This window comes from Brunnivagina elsteri CCALA 953 (assembly GCF_002289455.1).
In the GTDB taxonomy this organism is placed as follows: Bacteria; Cyanobacteriota; Cyanobacteriia; order Cyanobacteriales; family Nostocaceae; genus Brunnivagina; species Brunnivagina elsteri.
On sequence record NZ_NTFS01000008.1, the window covers coordinates 1 to 17,863 of the forward strand.

Genomic DNA, 17,863 nt, shown 5'->3' on the forward strand with positions numbered 1-17,863 from the left:
TAATAATTTAGATTATATGATTTAAATGCGGAACAGCTTAAACCTAGAAACCCCGGCAGTTGCTACAACGAGGGGAACCCTCGCAAAGCACTGCCTCACTTTCTCACCTTACGCGGCATGATAATGGGAGAAACCTAATCCAATACAGCTAATACAGCTTTTGGTAACAATTTATCCTTAAACCAAATAATTTTTGCGGGTACATCATCTAATTTCACCCCAGCTTTTTCCAAATTCAATCTTTCGGAAATAGCTAATATCAAATTGTCGCAACCCGAACGTCTAACTTGAGAGAACTTCTTTTGGAGATACTCAGGTCGCCAATATCCGACAATTTCTAATAAATAGTCTCTACCATCGGGATGAACTAGGCGAAAATCGGGTATCATCACACTACCAGGAATTGGGATTAAATCGACTTCCCGTTCCAATTGCCACTCAGTTTTTAACGACTCCCATTTATCAGCAAATGAAGCTTCAATCATACTATCGTAAGGCTTTCCTGGTGGATAATGGGTGACTAAACCACATTCAGCAGAATGAAGGGAGAATCTGCCAGTTTTCCAAGAATCAGAGTAAAAATCGCGGGTTTGTAATGTGGCTGCGAGACTCCATTTGGTGACATGAAGTAAAGCCGGAATTAGTTTTGCGATCGCAAGTCCATAACGGGTGCTAGAATTGAATAAGCTGGTGGGACCATCGATGGTGATTGTAAATCCGTGGTCTGAGTCTCCTTCTATATAAGCCATTAGTTGAAATAGCTTTAAGTAGCGAAATAAGAGTTTGTATTCTCCTGGATTATTCCGATGGGCGTTTATGATTAATTGACTAGCTTTGTAGAATATTCCTTGAACTTGGGAAAGGTTGTAGCGGTGTAATATATCGACTGGATTAGGTTCATCAAATACCGTCATAATTCTATTTTCAGATAAATCGGCATATAAACCAGTTTTTACCTGTTCTGGTAATACTTCGTGTTCAAGTTCTTGGGTTAATTCATCGGCTATTGTTGTTAGGGTGATTTGTGATTGTTGCGAACTGGGAATTGATTTTGCAGCAAATGCAAAGACTCGCTCTCGTAACATTTGCGGTTCTAGGGGACTAACGATTTCAAAGTTGGAAAATCCACTTTTGAGGATATAAGCTAAACCTCTTTTGATTCGGTAATCTGTGTCTTCTCCTTCTAATTCTAATAATTGTCTTTCTAAATCACCTTGAGTTTTACTAAGCATGTTTTGAAAGCAGGCTATTAACTCGCTGGCTAATTCGAGGTTTTTAACTTCAATTTTTAGCCGTTTAGGAATGATTTGTTCGCCATTTTGACGGTACATTAGTAAGTCGGTAGGAAGCATTTTAGAATTAGGAGTTAGGAGTTAGAAGTTAGGAATTAGGAGTTAGGAATTAGGAATTAGGAGTTATACCAATTACTTGTGAAGCTGCACATTATTTCGATTCCTCCAACCTCCCCTTACTAAGGGGAGGTGCCACAGGCGGTGGGGTTATTTTATGCATCTTCATATTAAAATGGAATTAGGAGTTAGGAGTTAGGAATGTAAAGACGTGATATGCCAATTCTCATACTCGTGAGGTATAGCAACAAGGAATTAACCGCAGATAGAAGAAGATGTACGCAAATGGACGAAGATAAATTTGTATCTCAATAGGTTCATAAATGCTATATATCGGTGTCTCTAGAAAAATTAAAATTTGGGGTTGTCATCGGAATCATCAGACTTAGCTAAATTATCATTCCATAATCCTAATTGTTCCGCAGCACGTTGGGTTTTCTGTTGATTCGTTCCATAAACTACACGCAAATTTCCCCTTTTATCTTCTTCCTTATTTCCTTCTTTATTTCCTTCTTTATTTTCTTCCCTCTGCGGTTCATTATCCCGAAAACCCCTCCTTCTCACCGAAGTTCCCTCCTCACTAGTATTCTCAGCAATCACCTCATACAAAATCGCTCGTTTATTAGCATCTTGCCCCTTCCTTAAAACCCTTCCCAATCTTTGTGTATATTCCCGTACAGAACCCGTACCGGATAGAATAATCGCAATCTTCGCAGCAGGTACATCAACTCCTTCATTCAACACATGGGAAGCAACCAAACTTTTATATTTACCCTCGCGAAACTTGGTTAATATTTCATGTCTTTCCTTAACAGGTGTTTGATGGGTAATTGCTGGAATCAAAAACTCATTAGAAATCTTATATACAGTGGCATTATCAGCCGTAAAAATCAGAATGCGATCGGGAAAATGTTCAGAAAGTAAATCGGCAAGAATGCGAATTTTTCCATCTGTACCCAAAGCAATCTCCTTAGCTCCACGATGCGCTAACATTGCCTTTCTACCAACTTGGCTTCTCGCACTTGCCATGACAAATTGCTGCCATCCCTGAATACTACCCAAAGATATCTTTGATTCCCTTAAAAAATCATTGCGGATTTTGATTAAATTATTATATCTTTCCCGCTCAAATTGCGATAACTTCACCTTAATTTGAACTATTTCATGTTCCGCAAGTGCTTTCCCAGCCAAATCCTCAGGACGTTTGCGATATACCTCCCTACCAATCAAAATATTTAAATCGGCATGTTTGCCATCAGTACGTTCGGGAGTAGCAGACAAACCCAGTCGATAAGGCGCGATCGCATATTCGGCAATCACTCGGTTAAAATCGGTTGGTAGGTGGTGACATTCATCAAAAATTATCAAAGCGTACATATTTCCCAAGGTTTCCGCATGGATGGCAGCACTGTCATAGGTAGCTACCAAAATTGGGGTTTTATCCCGTGAACCTCCCCCCAACAAACCAATATCGGCATCGGGAAACGCAGCTTTGAGATGTGCGTACCACTGATGCATCAAATCTAACGTTGGCACCACGATTAAAGTTGTCCGTGGAGTGGATTGCATTGCCATTTGCGCCAAATACGTCTTTCCTGCGGCTGTCGGTAAAACAACAACTCCTTGCCTACCTGCCAGTTTCCAAGCTGCTAAAGCCTCATTTTGATGGGGGTAGGGTTCCATTTCCAAGCTAGCTAGCAATTCTACCGGATGAAATTCTTTGGCATCGTCTAAGTAATCAGTGCCCTCAGCTTGTAAAGATTCAACTAGATGTCGATATTGAATTGCGGGAATGCGAAATTTTTCCACTCTGTCATCCCACGTGGCAAAGTCTGTCCAAGCTTTGCCACGCGGTGGTGGATGCAAAATTAAAGTTCCGCGATCGAAGGTTAAAGTAGGGGTGCGAGGCATTTTCCCTATTCCCGGCATTTTGACTAGATGATAGTAGTAGATTTAACAACACTTGCTTTATGTTTGCTGCTTGATGCTGTTTTTGACTGGCTACTGACCACTTAATTACTAATAGCGCAAAAAGTGCATGATTCAAACATGGGACTCTGACAAATTTTATTTATTCAAGGAAAATAAGGAATCTAAATTAAGTAAAATATAAACTTTAATTGTATAAATTAGATATTAAATTACGTAAAATATTCAAGTTCAATTGCGATCGCACAGAATACCAGAGCAAGAATATGATTAAGCTGTTCCACATTTCAATTGCATATGAGAACGGTTCGTGATGCCCATCCCACAAGAACTAGATAATTTTAGATTCTGCACCTTAAATCTGTTTTAGCTTACCCAATTTACAAAGAGTTGTATATTAATTCCTCGTTATTATTGGAGACTTCCAAAGTATAAAATATTTGAATTTATAGATGTATCATCAATATAGAAATATAGAAATATAGATTTATCAAATTTACCATTTGTTCAGTAAGGCTGGGAATACCCCACTCTTACAATAATAAATCGGGACAATTTATTTCTTGGTGTTGTCTTAACCAATAAGGGACTTCCAGAAAATAAAATCTTCTTTCTCATATACTTACCAACACTATCACGCGAAGGGTGGGGAGACCCGACCCTTACAATATTGGAGGATTTATTTCTTGGTATTCCCTAACCAATAATCAATCACTAACCGCTAGAATTGAGAGTGGCGATTTCTGGTTGGTAACGTGTCTGATTCTCTGTCTTTACGCGATAAATATCTGGCTCTCATCGATGAAATCGTGGAAGCTACCCTTAAAGGTAAAATTAGCTCTGCTGAACAGGTATATCAAATGCTACTCAACAGCGTCACTGTCGATACGGGGGAAATTTTTGAGATGGTGTTGAGCGATCGCATCAATTCTACCCAGCAACAGGTAGACTCGGAAAAGGATGACCTCAAACAAGCGAAAGCAACCCGGATTCTCCGAGCAAGCAAAACGATTCAAACCCAATGGCAACGTGCTGAGGAACAAAATAAAACTAGAGGTGCGATCGCATCGGCAATTAAGGAAATTACCACTTCTACAGCAGATGAACAGCTAGCGGTATTTTTGCGCGTTATCGACCAAAATCAAAAAAATCCGCTCAATTTACAACAAATTCAACAGCTAGGAAAATCACTAGGTCAGTACGCCCAAGCAAATTCTAACTTACAGGAAATTGCCAATGGTGTCATCCGTGGTGCAGCATCGTGGCAGCGAATCCAAGAACACCTAGTTAGTTGGATGTACGAACGTCAAGAATCAATCGGGTTTGGGGGAGTACCAGGGGAAAATGGTCCCTGGGCTACTTGGGCAAAAAACGTCAAAAGCGAGTTTCCCGCAGCTTTATTTCGCACTTTAGCGAGGGAGGAATCGGTAGTTGAATTTGCTGAAGGACAGAAAACCCTAACTATGGGGGATTGGGTAGAAATGGCGATCGCACTACAATATATCCAGCGCGGTTTAGTCAATTGGTTCGATCAACAACCCTACAACATCAAAGCTGGTTCCAAACTATCAATTTCTACCTTTTTGACCTTTGCCGTCATTTGGAGTTATTTAGCGGTGGGATTCCGCCCCATTGCGAATATTTATGGTGATGCTTGTTCCCTAGTAATGCTGCAAATTTTACGCACATTTTCCCAAAGACAGTATTTTCCCTTGTATGGTGGGCTATTTGCGTCGTTTTCCGGTAGTTATTTGCGAGATGCATTAGACTATCTTGACGAACCATTACGTAGAGCCGAGGGAACCCAAGAAAAAGCCAGAATTTTGACGCTTTTAGGATATTCGCAACGGGCAATGGGACAATATGCACGGGCAAAAGGATTTCATCAACAAGCTTTGGAGATAGCGAGGATTGCGGGGGATCGAAGTTGCGAGATTGCGAATTTAAATCACCTGAGTCGAGCTTGTGTAGAAGAAAAAGATTATAGCGAAGCAATAGATTATAGTCAGCGTGCCTTAATTTTAAGCCGTCAAGCAGGCGATGCCTACGGCGGGCAAAGCCAACGCACTGGTGAAGCAAATGCGCTGGTGAATTTGGGTTACAGCGAGGTTATGGAAGCACAGCAGCGAGAAGATGGGGAATCGGAAAGTTATGAAATGCCAATTAATTATTTACAACAAGGTTTGAAGTTATCGGAACAGTTAGGTGATATTCAAAGTAAAGCTTTGTGTTTGAGTAGTTTAGGAATCGCTTATCAAGTAATTGGGGAATCGTCAAAAGCGATTCAAAATTTAGAGGATGGATTTAATACGGCACAGGTTTGTGGAGATTTGTATTTACAGGGTTTAAATTTAGCTAATTTATCCGAAACAAATTACAGTCTTGCTAATTTTGAACGGGCAGTTTATACGGGTTGTTTGGGAATGTATTTATTGAATCAAATTGCCTCTCGTGAATGGCATAAACCAGCTAGTTTATTAACAATATTACAGAGACAATTAGGTGAAGAACGTTTTCAAGAGATATTACAATCTAGTCGTCAAAAAATAATTGCAGTCATTGGTGTCGATGGATATGATTATATTCCGCAGTTGTTAGAAACATATGGGAATGGAAAGTGAAAATATTTGTAGGTTGGGTGGAGACGCACAAGAGACACTTGTAATGATATGATTAATCTTTGTTTGCGTCGTAACCCAACATTTTATTTAGATATTTTTGTGGTTTAAATAATCTCTGTTTCCCTCATATTATATGTTGGGTTACGCAAAGCCTTCACTCAACCTTGTATTTTAGAAATAGTAGTTGACCACAGAATCTCCAGCCATATTCTTAATATTAGACTCAGTATCTCCTAAGGGTGTTATTTTAAAATTAGCATTGAGACTAAATATCTGATAGGAAACTTAAAATATGTCAAATACTGACAATATGCAGTCAAACACTAATGTCCTAGTAAACGAAACTCAGATTTATCCAGGATTCTATACAACCAATATCAAAAAACTTGCGAATGTTGATTATTTAAGATTTCAAGGAGCCTTTGATACCGTTATTACAGATTTAAAGAACGACTATAACAAAGACAAATTTGTACGTGACAACAGTTTTAACCAGTCTTGGGATCACATTCAAGGTGAAGCACGGGAACTTATAATTAAGCTTCTAGAAATGTATTGTGCTGCTGAGTACTCAGGATTCATCCTGTACAAAGAATTATCATATCAACTTAGGGAAACAAATAGTACTCTTTCAGATGGATTTCGCTTGATGTCTCGGGATGAAGCGCGTCACGCTAGTTTTCTAAATAAAGCTTTGACAGATTTCCATCTCACTCCTAGCTTGGAATTTCTAAAAAAAGAAGGTAGAAAATATCATTCCTTACCTTTTGCATGGTTTATCCATTCTACTTATCTATCCGAGAAAATATCTAGTTGTTATTACATAAATATTTTCGATCATTTAGTATCTCATCCTGAATACTCTATCTACCCTCTTTTTGGACTATATAAATCATGGAGTGAGGATGAGGATCGGCATGGAGATTTTGTTGGCACTATCATTAAATCACAAACCAATCTTTCTAATGGATTAAAGGCAAGATTAGTTTGCAAATTTTATTTAGTCTTAATATTTAGCATGACATACTTGAAGTATAAGGATAACGAAAAACTCTTTGCATTAATTGGATTGGATTCTCGTGAATACTATATTACTACAATAAAAAGTGTCAACAAATCTGTTGAAAAACACTTGCCAGTCATTCTAGATATTGAAAATTCAATGTTTTTCAAGAAATTAGATGCCTGTATGTTACATATTTCGGAAAATAAAAAAATTGGTATTTCAAATCACTACAAACTCCTGAAATTCATCAAAAAAACTCCACATTATGTTGCTCTTTTCTTGATTATGTTAAGCTTGTTTCTTATAAAATCAATTGACACACAAGCTAATAGAATAGCTTAGAAGCTTAAAGGAGTGTGTTCTAGGAGTCGTTTAAGGTTGGCAACGAACGGATATAGTATGTCTAGTCAGCCATGATATTGCTTTTTATTTCAGTCATTGGTTTGTTGTGGGCGATCGCGTCAGCACAAATAACCTCTAGTATTCTGAAGGATTTTTATACCTCTTGCTCCAACGACTTGTTAATCTGGTTGACGTTGGGCAATCTGCATCAGTAGCCGCAAGGCATTATTTACATCATCCTGGGTTGGAAAGGCTTGAGCCACATCAGTATCTAAAAGAACCAAATCTGTACCTCTTCGGTAATTTTCTCGTAAACACATGCGTTAGCGTACGCGAAGCGTTGCTAAAAGCTAACTTATCGAAGATATCGCATTGCCTTCTTAGCTCCACCTTCTTAATACTAGAGAGAAAATTTGGAGTGTAATTATCTTAAATCATATATTTAAAATAACCTTGAGACCTGCCGACCAACTCACCTAAATCCCAAAGCCATTTAGCTAAATCTCCTCGATCGCGTACTTTCAAAAGTTTTGCTGGTAGAAAAATCAAACGTCTAATTAAACTTTTCCAAGAAACTGGAGCTACAACACCCCGATGTTTATGTCTTTGATATACTAAAATCTCAGTTTTGGCATAGGAGTAAGATTGTTGGTATATACCATAAAATGAATCGCGGAAACGGTAGTGAATCGCTGCTGTTGGTACAAAGTGTAGTGAAATTCCTATTTGTTGTAGTCGGAGACAATAATCATCATCCTCACCTCCTGCGGGGATTGATTCATCAAATCCGTTTATCTTCTCATGTAGCGAACGTTTTATTCCTAGATTACAGCTAGCTGCCATGTGCATAAGACCGTACTTCGGAAAGTCATCAGATTGTTGGGGAAAAAAACGGGATTTTTGTACCCATTTTTCATTAAGTTTTGTACATTCCATACAACCAGCCACAAAATCATATTTGGCAAGTGCTTCTGCCATTGCTTCTATCCATCTAGGAGCTACCTCATCATCAGCATCACAAAATAGTATGGCTTCTCCAGTTGCAGCTAAAGCTCCAACATTTCGTGCATGTGCTGCTCCTTTAATAGTAGCAGCGCCTATAATTCGTAAGTTAGGTATTTTTTCTTGAAACTGTTGAGCGATCGCTTCAGTGTTATCAGTTGAACCATTATCGCTAATAATGACTTCCCAAGGATGGGAGTATTCTTGATTTGCCAGTGCCTCTAGTTGTAAAGGTAAAGTTTGAGTTGCATTGAAACAAGGGATAACAATACTTATTTTCATAAAGGTAAAATTTCTAACTAATTTGTATCTTCATCCCAATCTTAACCGAAAGCAATTGGAACTTGAGTAGGCTCGCAATCCTCTATAGGTTAGGTGAAAAGAAGTGAAACCCAACGCATGATATGAGGAAAATCAACATTATTTCAAACACAAAATATTAAATTCCAACGATAAAATCAAACCTTCAAATGTGAATGGAGCTAGAATATTCTAGCTTCATTCAACACTTAATCTTAGTTTGCGCTTTGCTTCACCCAACCTTGGTAATAATAGAATATAAACCACCAAGTTAAAAAGTTCATGTATTATTTGGGACTAATTCCTAAAACGCAAATGCTACCCTGCGATCGCTCGGAGAGTAGCTTGCATTTAATAAAGTTTTATAACTTAGGTTAAGGATTCCAAGTAATCACGAATCAAGTTACGACGCTTGGGTTGACGTAATTTTTGCAATGCCTTTGATTCAATTTGACGTACACGTTCACGGGATAAATCCAAAGCACGTCCAATTTCCGCTAGGGAGTAGGGATGACCATCAGCCAAGCCAAAACGCATCAGAATTACATCACGTTCGCGGGTAGTCAAATCAGCAAGCAAGCTTTGCAAATCTCTTTGCAACGACTCACGCATCAACATTTCCTCAGGTGTTACACCATCGGTTTCCAGCAATTCACCCAACTCAGTATCCTTGTCTTTACCAACTTTGGTTTCCAATGATACAGAACGAGGAACCCGTAGTAATACTTCGCGAACTTGAGTTGGAGTCATTTCTAACTCCACAGCCAAATCCTCTAAAGTTGGGGTACGTCCCTTTTCTTGAGCGATTTTGCGCTGGGCTTTTTTGATTTTATTGAGTTTTTCTGTAATGTGAACCGGGAGACGAATAGTGCGACTCGAAGTTGCGATCGCTCTCGTAATACCTTGACGAATCCACCAATAAGCATAGGTACTGAAACGATAACCCTTGGTTGGGTCAAATTTTTCTACCGCACGTTCCAAACCTAAAGTACCTTCTTGGACTAAATCTAATAATTCCAAGCCACGATTTTGATACTTTTTGGCAACCGATACCACAAGACGAAGGTTAGCTTTAATCATATGCTCCTTCGCTTGGAGTCCATTAGTCTGGGTTTTCTCCAATTCCTCAACTGTTAAATTCGCAATTTCTGCCCAGCGACGCTTACCTTTGGAAAAAATTTGCTTGAGTTCAAATACATCCATTTCTGCGGTTCTAGCCCAACGTTCAAACGAAGGACGATGACCTAACTCTGATGTCAAACGCTCTTGAATATCAACAATTCGTGAATAAGGGGTAATAATATCATCCCCTTCTTTGGCTGAATTAGCCAATACAATTCGCAATCGTAAGTAGCGTTGGACTTTTTGAGCTTCCGAAACTTCTTCGTCTCGTCCTAACAACCGAACTCGACCAATCTCCTGAAGGTACAGACGTACCAAGTCTGTGCTGCGACGGTTAGGGGCAGCAGCATAACTGGCTGGATCTTGGGAAACCATTTCCAACTCTTGTAAATCCTCTACCGACAATTCACTTTCATCAACCCCAATTTCGGGATCGACTGTTTGGCTAGACTGTGGGGGTTCGTAGGTTGGGTCTGTGTACAAAGATGTTGCTGGCATAAGGTTCGTCTCAATGGCTCCAGGTAACAATAGATTATGGTGAGCAGCACTTTATCAATGGTTGACCTGCATTAAGCAACTGCGGAACCCGTAGCTTGCTTTCCGCAGGATAAGGTCAGCTAATCAACTGTTGATATTGTTCCCACGATTTAATAAGAACTAACACTGTTGACAGTTTTTTTTTTGGCTTTTTCTGGGCTTTTGGAGGTTATTGTGTTATTTAATACTTGACATGCTGCATCATAACAGCTATTACAGCTTCAGAATGCCATCAGTATTTACTCGGAAACACTTATAAGAACAGCCTTTAAGAATATTTTCTTAGAATTTACGCTGTAACTTCACTTGACGGTAACTTTTATCACGTGTTATAAACATAATTAAGTAAAAATTTTCTTTGACCTTGGCATAATCATATCTACATAGATTCCCTAGTACTTTCCTGAAGCTTTTGTCCGAGTATTGTCATGTTTCCGTGAAGTATTGTTCGGGTAGCTTTCATAAAATCCGGAAATATGATGTGGGTGCTTTTGATTAAGAGTGGTATTTTTTTGTGGGGGAAGCTTTTTCCAGGGTTATCCCTGTTGGGTGTTTTTTGCGAAATTAACCTTTCTGAGTTGGGAATTTAGTTAGATATTTTTTGTCATTCCCATCTATATATCTATGGTGTAAACATAAGTCTGTTTTGCCCTGATATCTCGGAAATAATTCCCCCTAACCCCCCTTTCCAAGCAGGGCTGATTCATCCCCTAAAACACTTAAAAAATCAAGGGTTCTAGCAATTTAAAACTGGTTATTTTGTTACCAGCGTGTCGAGAAAACGAACAAAACTACGGCTACCTGAGTGCTTAAAAGTTCATTTAATCGTCATCTTTACTTAGATATTTATCGCTAACTATCTTGACAAATCCTGTTTAAAAGGGAACGAAACAGCCCTGCCCTTTCCAAGGGGGGAAACAAGAAATCAATCGTTATATTCTGGTTTAATATCCCGCAACATCAACTCTTCCAAAGCTTGACGGGGTGTAATTTCCCCTTGGAAAACCCGATATACTTGCTCAGTAATTGGCATGGAAATATTCTGCTTTTTCGCACTTTGCATCAACACATTACAGGTATTCACCCCCTCAGCAGTTCCCTGCAAATGGGCGAGAATTTCCACCAGGCTTTTACCTTGAGCTAATTGATAACCGACTTGGTAATTACGACTGAGGGAACTATTGCAAGTTGCCAGTAAATCCCCTAAACCCGACAAACCGTAGAAAGTTTCCGTTTTTGCACCCCAAGAAACACCAATACGCACCATTTCCGTGAGTCCACGAGTCACCAATGCGGCTTTGGCATTAGTTCCCAACTGCAAACCATCACATGCACCAGATGCGATCGCAATCACATTTTTTAAGGTTCCCCCCAATTCCACACCCAAGGGGTCAAGATTTGTATATACTCGAAATCTGGGTGACGAAAACACAGTAGCGACAAACTCCGCAGCAGTTGCCGAACGACTCGCAACCACCGTTGCGGCTGGTAATTCCTGTTGAATTTCCTTCGATAAATTGGGTCCCGATAGCACAACTACTGAATGTAAAGGAAACATCTCTTGCCATATCTGCGACGGAGTACAAGTAGTTTCCGGGTCTAAGCCTTTTGTTGCGGTGATAAAAATTACATCTGGGGAAATATCTAAAGATTGAATTTGCTTGGCAACCTCACTAACACCCTGCATTGAGATAGCAGACAAAATAATATCAGCATCCTTGACAGCATCAGCCAAAGATAGGGAACCATGACGCGACCAAATTTTAACTTGATGATTGTTAGCTTCGGCGATCGCACCTAAAGCAGTTCCCCATGCACCAGCACCGAGAATAACAACTGATTTTGGATTGGGGATTGTGGATTTTAGATTAGTCAATTTTGAGTTTGAAATTTTTGCACTGTTATTAAGATTACACCACACCTGCTTGAAAAATCTGGTTTGCCGTGAGGTTTAATTCAGGAAAAGTTTGAGAGACGATAATATCATTTTCGCGAAACTTACTTATTTGATATTCTCCATCAACCAAATTACAGATAGAGATAGTTGCTTGTTTGGGATTACCAATAAAATTACGTCCACCCAAGGCAGCATAATCTATAATCCAATATTCGGGAATACCCATCTCTTCATAATCGGCAAACTTCAAGTGGTAATCATCTCGCCAATTTGTCGATACAACCTCAATCACCAAAGGTATGGATGCACCCAAACTAAGGGTAGATGATTTTTTCCATAATGGTTCATTTACTAGATTTGCCCGGTTTAGCACCAACACATCAGGGAAATAGCCAGAATCTTTTTCAGCAGGTCGAACTATAACTTGGTTGGGGATAAAGTAGGGGAGGTTTAATCGGTCGAACTCTACCGTTAGTTTTCTTGCTGCAAAACCCTTTACTTCCTCATGGTCTCCTACTGGTTGTGCCATTTCAACGATTTCCCCATTATGTAGTTCATAGCGTATTCCGGAATTTTCAGGTATGCGATCGATGAATTCCTCAAAGGTTACTAGCTTAGGTAAAGCTTGAGTCATAGGTTTGGAGAATTACTACTATGAAGATTTTATCTTGAATCTAGCGGACTACGGAAAAAGGATAATATTCAGGATAATATTCAGAATATTTATAGATATCCACTCCAATCAAGATAGTTATACTAAAAATGGTTGAAAATTATACTTTTCCTTAATTCTTAAGCCTCTCCCCGTCCACGGGGAGAGGTACCCTGCGGGTAGGCACGAAGTGACTTCCAAAGGTAGCGCTACCCTAACGGGAACGCTAAAAGCGAACGCGTCTATGGAGAGGGGTTCTATATTTAAGCCGTTCGCAGTATATACGGACATATTCTGTATACTAGTTGGTTATTGACTATATCCAAAAAATTTATTAATTTTATGATTCATACTTGTATTCCATACGCATCAAGAGCATCAGATAAGAATATTGGAGCAGTATATAATAACTTTATGAATATGATTCCAGATGCTGATTGGGCTTGTTTCCTGGATCATGATGCAATGTTCACAACGCTCGATTGGTATAAGCAACTTGAAGACATTGTTGAGAGTCTGAGTGTTTCTCATCATGATGCGGGTTTATTAACTGTTTGCACTAATCGAATTGGAAATTTTGAGCAAATTATCCAAGGAATAGAACCACAGAATCACGATATTTACTATCACCGGAAAATAGGAAAACAAAGACAAATCGAATATGGAAATTCTTTGAGGGAATGTGAACACTTAATTAGTGGTGTTGTAATCTTAATTTCAAAGGATGTATGGAAAAAGACAAGTGGATTTGCCGATGGTTTTCTTGGTGTAGATAATGATATCGACAGAAAAATTAGGGAATTGGGGTACAAATCATATATTATTGATGGCGTTTACTGCTACCACTGGTATCGGGCTGATGGAATCCCAATGCAGGGTATGGGCTATTCAGAAGATAGCAACTTGTCTGCTATTTAAAAGCAAAACAATCACAAACAAAACAACTATAAATAGACTTATCAAGTGGTTTTGCAGGTGACATCAAAACATTAAGCAACTCTTCGAGCGGCGATCGCATTTACCTAATCACAGAGAGCAATTCAGTTTAATTGTTTATGGATCCGCAGAAACAGGTCATTATAAGTGCGATCGCATCAGATTGCAAACCCAAAATATCGTCTCTTCACTCAATTAATTAATTTGATTTATGTAAATTAACCTTTTGATTATTCTGTTACGTGGGAAGCATAGACTTGTTATATACTTTACATTCTCACAAAGTCGGACCCAGTAGATGCGATCGCTACCTCAAAGGGAGTAGATATCTCGCAATCTTTGCGAAAAATTATCATACCCAAGGTAGACGAGGTTGAATCAAAAAGACGTTAGATTGTAACTGCTTATACACAAAAAACTAGGAATATACATGGCTGATGTAGTTGATACTGCCGTTAATGCTGGTTCTTTCAGCACACTAGTTTCTGCAATTAAAGCTGCTGGATTAGTCGAAACCCTTAAAGGGAAAGGTCCTTTTACGGTTTTTGCACCTACTGATGCAGCATTCGCTAAACTTCCCCAGGGTACTGTTGAAGGGTTGCTCAAGGACCTCCCCAAACTCAAAAAGATTTTAACCTATCACGTTGTTCCAGGTAAGGTGATGGCTGCTGACGTAGTTAAGCTGAAATCGGCAAAAACAGTTGAAGGTTCAGACGTAAAAATTGATGCTTCCAATGGTGTCAAGGTGAATGATTCTACAGTGACAACAGCCGATGTCGCTGCTGATAATGGCGTTATTCACATCATCGATACAGTGTTACTTCCTGCATAGATTAATGCTGCGATCGCACTAAGAATTCAATAGTTGAGTGTGAGGTAGTAGCTATCAAAGTTACTGCCTCATACTATTTGTATGTCTCCGGCATATTGTACTCCACCCACACCCCAAACTATTTCAGCTTAAATTTAAACTTAAACCCGTTGCCGTGGATATAGTTTCATCAACTCCCTAACTTGTTCAGCATGATACGAGCTTCTTGTCAATGGGGAAGAAACAACTTGTAAAAATCCAATTTCCTCACCAAAAGCTTGCCAAGCTGCAAATTGCTCTGGAGTCACAAAATCATTAACTTGGAGGTGTTTTTGACTGGGTTGTAAATATTGCCCAATGGTCAAAATATCGCAATCAACCCCACGTAAATCCTGCATAACTTGGCGAATTTCCGCATCAGTTTCCCCAAGCCCTGCCATAATACCCGATTTTGTATAAACCCAAGGGGCAAACTCCCGACAGCGTTTTAATAATTCCAACGTGCGATCGTAATTACCCTGTGGACGAGTGCGACGATATAGCCGAGGAACAGTTTCGGTGTTGTGGTTGAGGACTTCAGGTTGCGATCGCAGAATAATTTCCAAGGCTTCCCAGTTACCACACAGGTCAGGAATTAAGACTTCGATGGTTGTGTGGGGAGAAACAGCACGAGTTTCTTCGATGCAGCGTACAAACTGCGAAGCTCCCCCATCGGCTAAATCATCGCGGTTGACTGAAGTGATAACTACATGGTTGAGTTTCATCCTGCGTACTGCTTCTGCTAACCGTGAAGGTTCAGTAGGATCGAGAGCTTGGGGCTTTTTCTCAAAATCAATATCACAATAAGGACAGGCACGGGTACAAGCTGGACCCATAATTAGAAATGTCGCCGTTCCAGCATTAAAACACTCACCAATATTGGGACAGGATGCTTCCTCGCAAACCGTATTTAGTCCTAAATCCCGCAGAATGTCCTTAACATTACCAACACGCTCCCATTGAGGTGCTTTTACCCGCAGCCAATCCGGTTTTACGACCACAATTCACTAACCTAGTATGGATATACAAGTTTAATCCTAGCAAGACCAATGAATTTTGGATGTTAGATTTTGGATTTGAATTTTGGATTTGAATTTTGCATTTTACATATCTCAATTTATGATATACTCCTAACATTGGCATAATTATGACGGGATGTAGCGCAGCTTGGTAGCGCACTTCGTTCGGGACGAAGGGGTCGCTGGTTCGAGTCCAGTCATCCCGATCCTTATTGTCGATTAACACATTACTTGTCCGTGGCGATACATTATTTGTCAAAATAATTAGAGCGACAAATTGTTTGTCACAACATGTGAAATACAAACAGCATATTTTTTGCCGATTAACACATTATTTGTCGTCGTTAACAGATTAATGTCGTTGGAAAGTAATAAACAATTATGATGTACAGCTTCATTTGTGCATTACTTACAAAACAAAATTCATTCCTATTGAGTCTGTATTCTTAGATGAATGGCACTAAGATAAGCCGAAACTCTTATCTCGCCTTGTTCCCAGGCTCCAGCCTGGGAACGTATTCCCAGAGGCTCTGCCTAGGCTGTTAACTTTGTGCTTTTTTCGGGGTTAAGTTTTCATACAATATATTTGTTCTACCTCGTTCCTTGTCTCCGGCAAGGAATGTGTATCTGGAGGCTCCGCCTCCAGTCTGGATGCGAGGCAGAGCCTCTGGTTAGGGTTCCCAGGCAGAGCCTGAGGAACAAGAGAGGACAAAAAAGTTGTATGAAAGAAAAGTGTGGAAATTACATCAAAGTCAACAGCCTAGGCTCTGCCTCCGGTTCAATTCTCTGGAGGCAGAGCCTCCAAGGATCGGTTCCCAGCCTCCAGCCTGGGAACCAGTCAGGGCAAGGGCTGTGTCTTATCTTAGTGCCATTCATTCTTAGATTTAGAGTAAGCCACAAAATGAATGATCCTGTGTTGTCATGCTGTAGCTTGCTTCCCGCAGGGTGGAACGTACGCGAAGCGCGTACGTTCCTCAGAATGACATTGAGCATTTCTTTCTGTGGAGTTCTCTTACACAGCATCTTCAGTTTTTTTTAATTTCAATATGCACTGGGAATTCAGATGTATCCCGAATGAAGTGCGCCTTTCAACCCTCAAAAATAGTTTGACTGCCAATAACGAGGAATTTTTGCGATCGCATTCGATTTGATTCTTTCAATCCATCTCCAGCCGAGATGGTAGTTGAAACTGTCGGACTTCTTCTGTTGACTCTCAATATTTCGATAAAACGTACCAAGCAGTTGCATCCCATTCCAAACTCGATACAGTTCTCCGAAATCATCGTCAGATACCGATGTGGATGTGGCTTAGTTAGAGATTGTGGGGAGTTGTTGAAGGGTCGGGACATTAGATATTAATTTTTGGCTAATCTCCGTATTTTTCCGGAATATAGGGTACTGATGTTGAATTTATCTCATGATCTAGTTGCATCTCACGCTCTTACCCATGAATGAAAAACGTCAGCAAGCCTATCTCAACCTCATTCGCAGCCTGTTAGATTCCCCCAGTGGTGAAGAACCAGAAATTTTAGCAGCAAACCAAGAATTACTGGATGCTGGCTTTGTGCAGACGTTAGAAGAAGTAGCACAGATGTATTCCCAACACGGAGATGAGACGACAGCGAATTGGTTGCAAGGTTTGGCAATGCAACTAGGGGAAGCGTTGAATCTAGATACTAAAGTAAATTCGCAATCTCTCAGTGAGGAGGAGATACAGACATATTACCAATTCTTGATGGAGGTGCTACAAGCAACCGCAGACAGCAAAGTTAATCCCCAGGTAGTTTACCCGTTGCTGGCACAGAATACAGACAAACTCGACGGAGTGTTAGCAGAAATATTGCGCCGTTGGGGGACAAATAGACTTGGAGAAGCGAAAGCAGATGAGCCGAAATACCTAGCAGCAGTTATTCTTAATTTTAGCAATCTAATTCAGCAATTCCCCTTGGGTGACAAAGCCAGTAATATAGAAATTGCCATTACTGGCTATGAAGTCGCGTTAACTGTCAGAACCAGAAAAGCTTTGCCTCAAGAATGGGCAGCAACGCAAAATAATCTCGCAATTGCCTACAGCAATAGAATTAAAGGAGACAGGGCAGATAACATCGAAAATGCCATCGAGGCTTATACTGCTGCTTTAACTTTCTACACTCCAGGAACTTTGCCTCAAGAATGGGCAGCAACACAAAATAATCTCGCAAATGTCTACAGAGAGAGAATCAAAGGAGACAGGGCAGAGAATATTGAAAATGCCATCGCTGCTTATACTGCTGCTTTAACTGTCAGAACCAGGGAAGCTTT

14 protein-coding genes and 1 tRNA gene are annotated in these 17,863 nt (G+C 39.9%); 6 read left to right on the top strand and 9 right to left on the bottom strand.

The window, feature by feature from the left end:
- Positions 1 to 134 precede the first annotated feature (134 nt).
- Complete coding sequence (locus CK510_RS01375; protein WP_095719978.1) at positions 135 to 1,352, bottom strand: DUF790 family protein; 1,218 nt, start codon at positions 1,350 to 1,352, stop codon at positions 135 to 137.
- A 348-nt stretch (positions 1,353 to 1,700) separates the two neighbouring features.
- Complete coding sequence (locus CK510_RS01380) at positions 1,701 to 3,260, bottom strand: DEAD/DEAH box helicase (RefSeq protein ID WP_095719979.1); 1,560 nt, start codon at positions 3,258 to 3,260, stop codon at positions 1,701 to 1,703.
- 773 nt (positions 3,261 to 4,033) lie between these two features.
- Between CK510_RS01380 and CK510_RS01385 the strand changes: the two genes are divergently transcribed.
- Positions 4,034 to 5,899: a tetratricopeptide repeat protein gene (locus tag CK510_RS01385; RefSeq protein WP_095719980.1), complete on the top strand. Its 1,866-nt coding sequence runs from the start codon at positions 4,034 to 4,036 to the stop codon at positions 5,897 to 5,899.
- Between the two features lie 292 nt (positions 5,900 to 6,191).
- Positions 6,192 to 7,247, top strand: coding sequence for a magnesium-protoporphyrin IX monomethyl ester (oxidative) cyclase (gene acsF / locus CK510_RS01390; protein WP_095719981.1), 1,056 nt, complete (start codon positions 6,192 to 6,194; stop codon positions 7,245 to 7,247).
- A gap of 179 nt (positions 7,248 to 7,426) precedes the next feature.
- On the opposite strand, the gene CK510_RS31370 is transcribed toward acsF, so the two are convergent.
- From CK510_RS31370 to CK510_RS01410, 5 genes are all read right to left on the bottom strand, one after another.
- Positions 7,427 to 7,567, bottom strand: a complete 141-nt coding sequence (locus tag CK510_RS31370) for a hypothetical protein (protein WP_158224817.1) — start codon at positions 7,565 to 7,567, stop codon at positions 7,427 to 7,429.
- Between the two features lie 109 nt (positions 7,568 to 7,676).
- Positions 7,677 to 8,531, bottom strand: a complete 855-nt coding sequence (locus CK510_RS01395; protein WP_095719982.1) for a glycosyltransferase family 2 protein — start codon at positions 8,529 to 8,531, stop codon at positions 7,677 to 7,679.
- Positions 8,532 to 8,918: 387 nt separating this feature from the next.
- Entirely contained in the window at positions 8,919 to 10,169 is a 1,251-nt protein-coding gene (sigC, locus tag CK510_RS01400; RefSeq protein ID WP_095719983.1) for an RNA polymerase sigma factor SigC, read from the bottom strand.
- 964 nt (positions 10,170 to 11,133) lie between these two features.
- On the bottom strand, positions 11,134 to 12,063 hold the full coding sequence (locus tag CK510_RS01405) for an NAD(P)H-dependent glycerol-3-phosphate dehydrogenase (protein ID WP_095720001.1): 930 nt from the start codon (positions 12,061 to 12,063) through the stop codon (positions 11,134 to 11,136).
- 55 nt (positions 12,064 to 12,118) lie between these two features.
- Positions 12,119 to 12,739 carry a Uma2 family endonuclease gene (locus CK510_RS01410; RefSeq protein WP_095719984.1) on the bottom strand — a complete coding sequence of 207 codons (621 nt, stop codon included), beginning with the start codon at positions 12,737 to 12,739 and terminating at the stop codon, positions 12,119 to 12,121.
- 360 nt (positions 12,740 to 13,099) lie between these two features.
- Between CK510_RS01410 and CK510_RS01415 the strand changes: the two genes are divergently transcribed.
- Both CK510_RS01415 and CK510_RS01420 read left to right on the top strand, forming a co-directional pair.
- Positions 13,100 to 13,675 carry a glycosyltransferase family protein gene (locus CK510_RS01415; protein ID WP_095719985.1) on the top strand — a complete coding sequence of 192 codons (576 nt, stop codon included), beginning with the start codon at positions 13,100 to 13,102 and terminating at the stop codon, positions 13,673 to 13,675.
- Between the two features lie 448 nt (positions 13,676 to 14,123).
- Entirely contained in the window at positions 14,124 to 14,525 is a 402-nt protein-coding gene (locus CK510_RS01420) for a CO2 hydration-associated protein CupS (protein ID WP_095719986.1), read from the top strand.
- Positions 14,526 to 14,665: 140 nt separating this feature from the next.
- On the opposite strand, the gene lipA is transcribed toward CK510_RS01420, so the two are convergent.
- Positions 14,666 to 15,544: a lipoyl synthase gene (lipA, locus tag CK510_RS01425; protein WP_095719987.1), complete on the bottom strand. Its 879-nt coding sequence runs from the start codon at positions 15,542 to 15,544 to the stop codon at positions 14,666 to 14,668.
- A gap of 150 nt (positions 15,545 to 15,694) precedes the next feature.
- On the opposite strand from lipA, the gene CK510_RS01430 reads away from it, so the two are divergent.
- Positions 15,695 to 15,768: transfer RNA gene (locus CK510_RS01430), tRNA-Pro, on the top strand.
- Positions 15,769 to 16,650: 882 nt separating this feature from the next.
- Here CK510_RS01430 and CK510_RS32510 read toward each other — a convergent pair.
- Positions 16,651 to 16,911 (bottom strand): hypothetical protein, encoded by a 261-nt coding sequence (locus tag CK510_RS32510; protein ID WP_211293059.1) that lies wholly within the window; start codon positions 16,909 to 16,911, stop codon positions 16,651 to 16,653.
- Between the two features lie 98 nt (positions 16,912 to 17,009).
- Here CK510_RS32510 and CK510_RS33195 point away from each other — a divergent pair.
- Positions 17,010 to 17,863: tetratricopeptide repeat protein (locus CK510_RS33195; RefSeq protein ID WP_245911799.1), on the top strand; the 854-nt coding region annotated here is incomplete at its 3' end.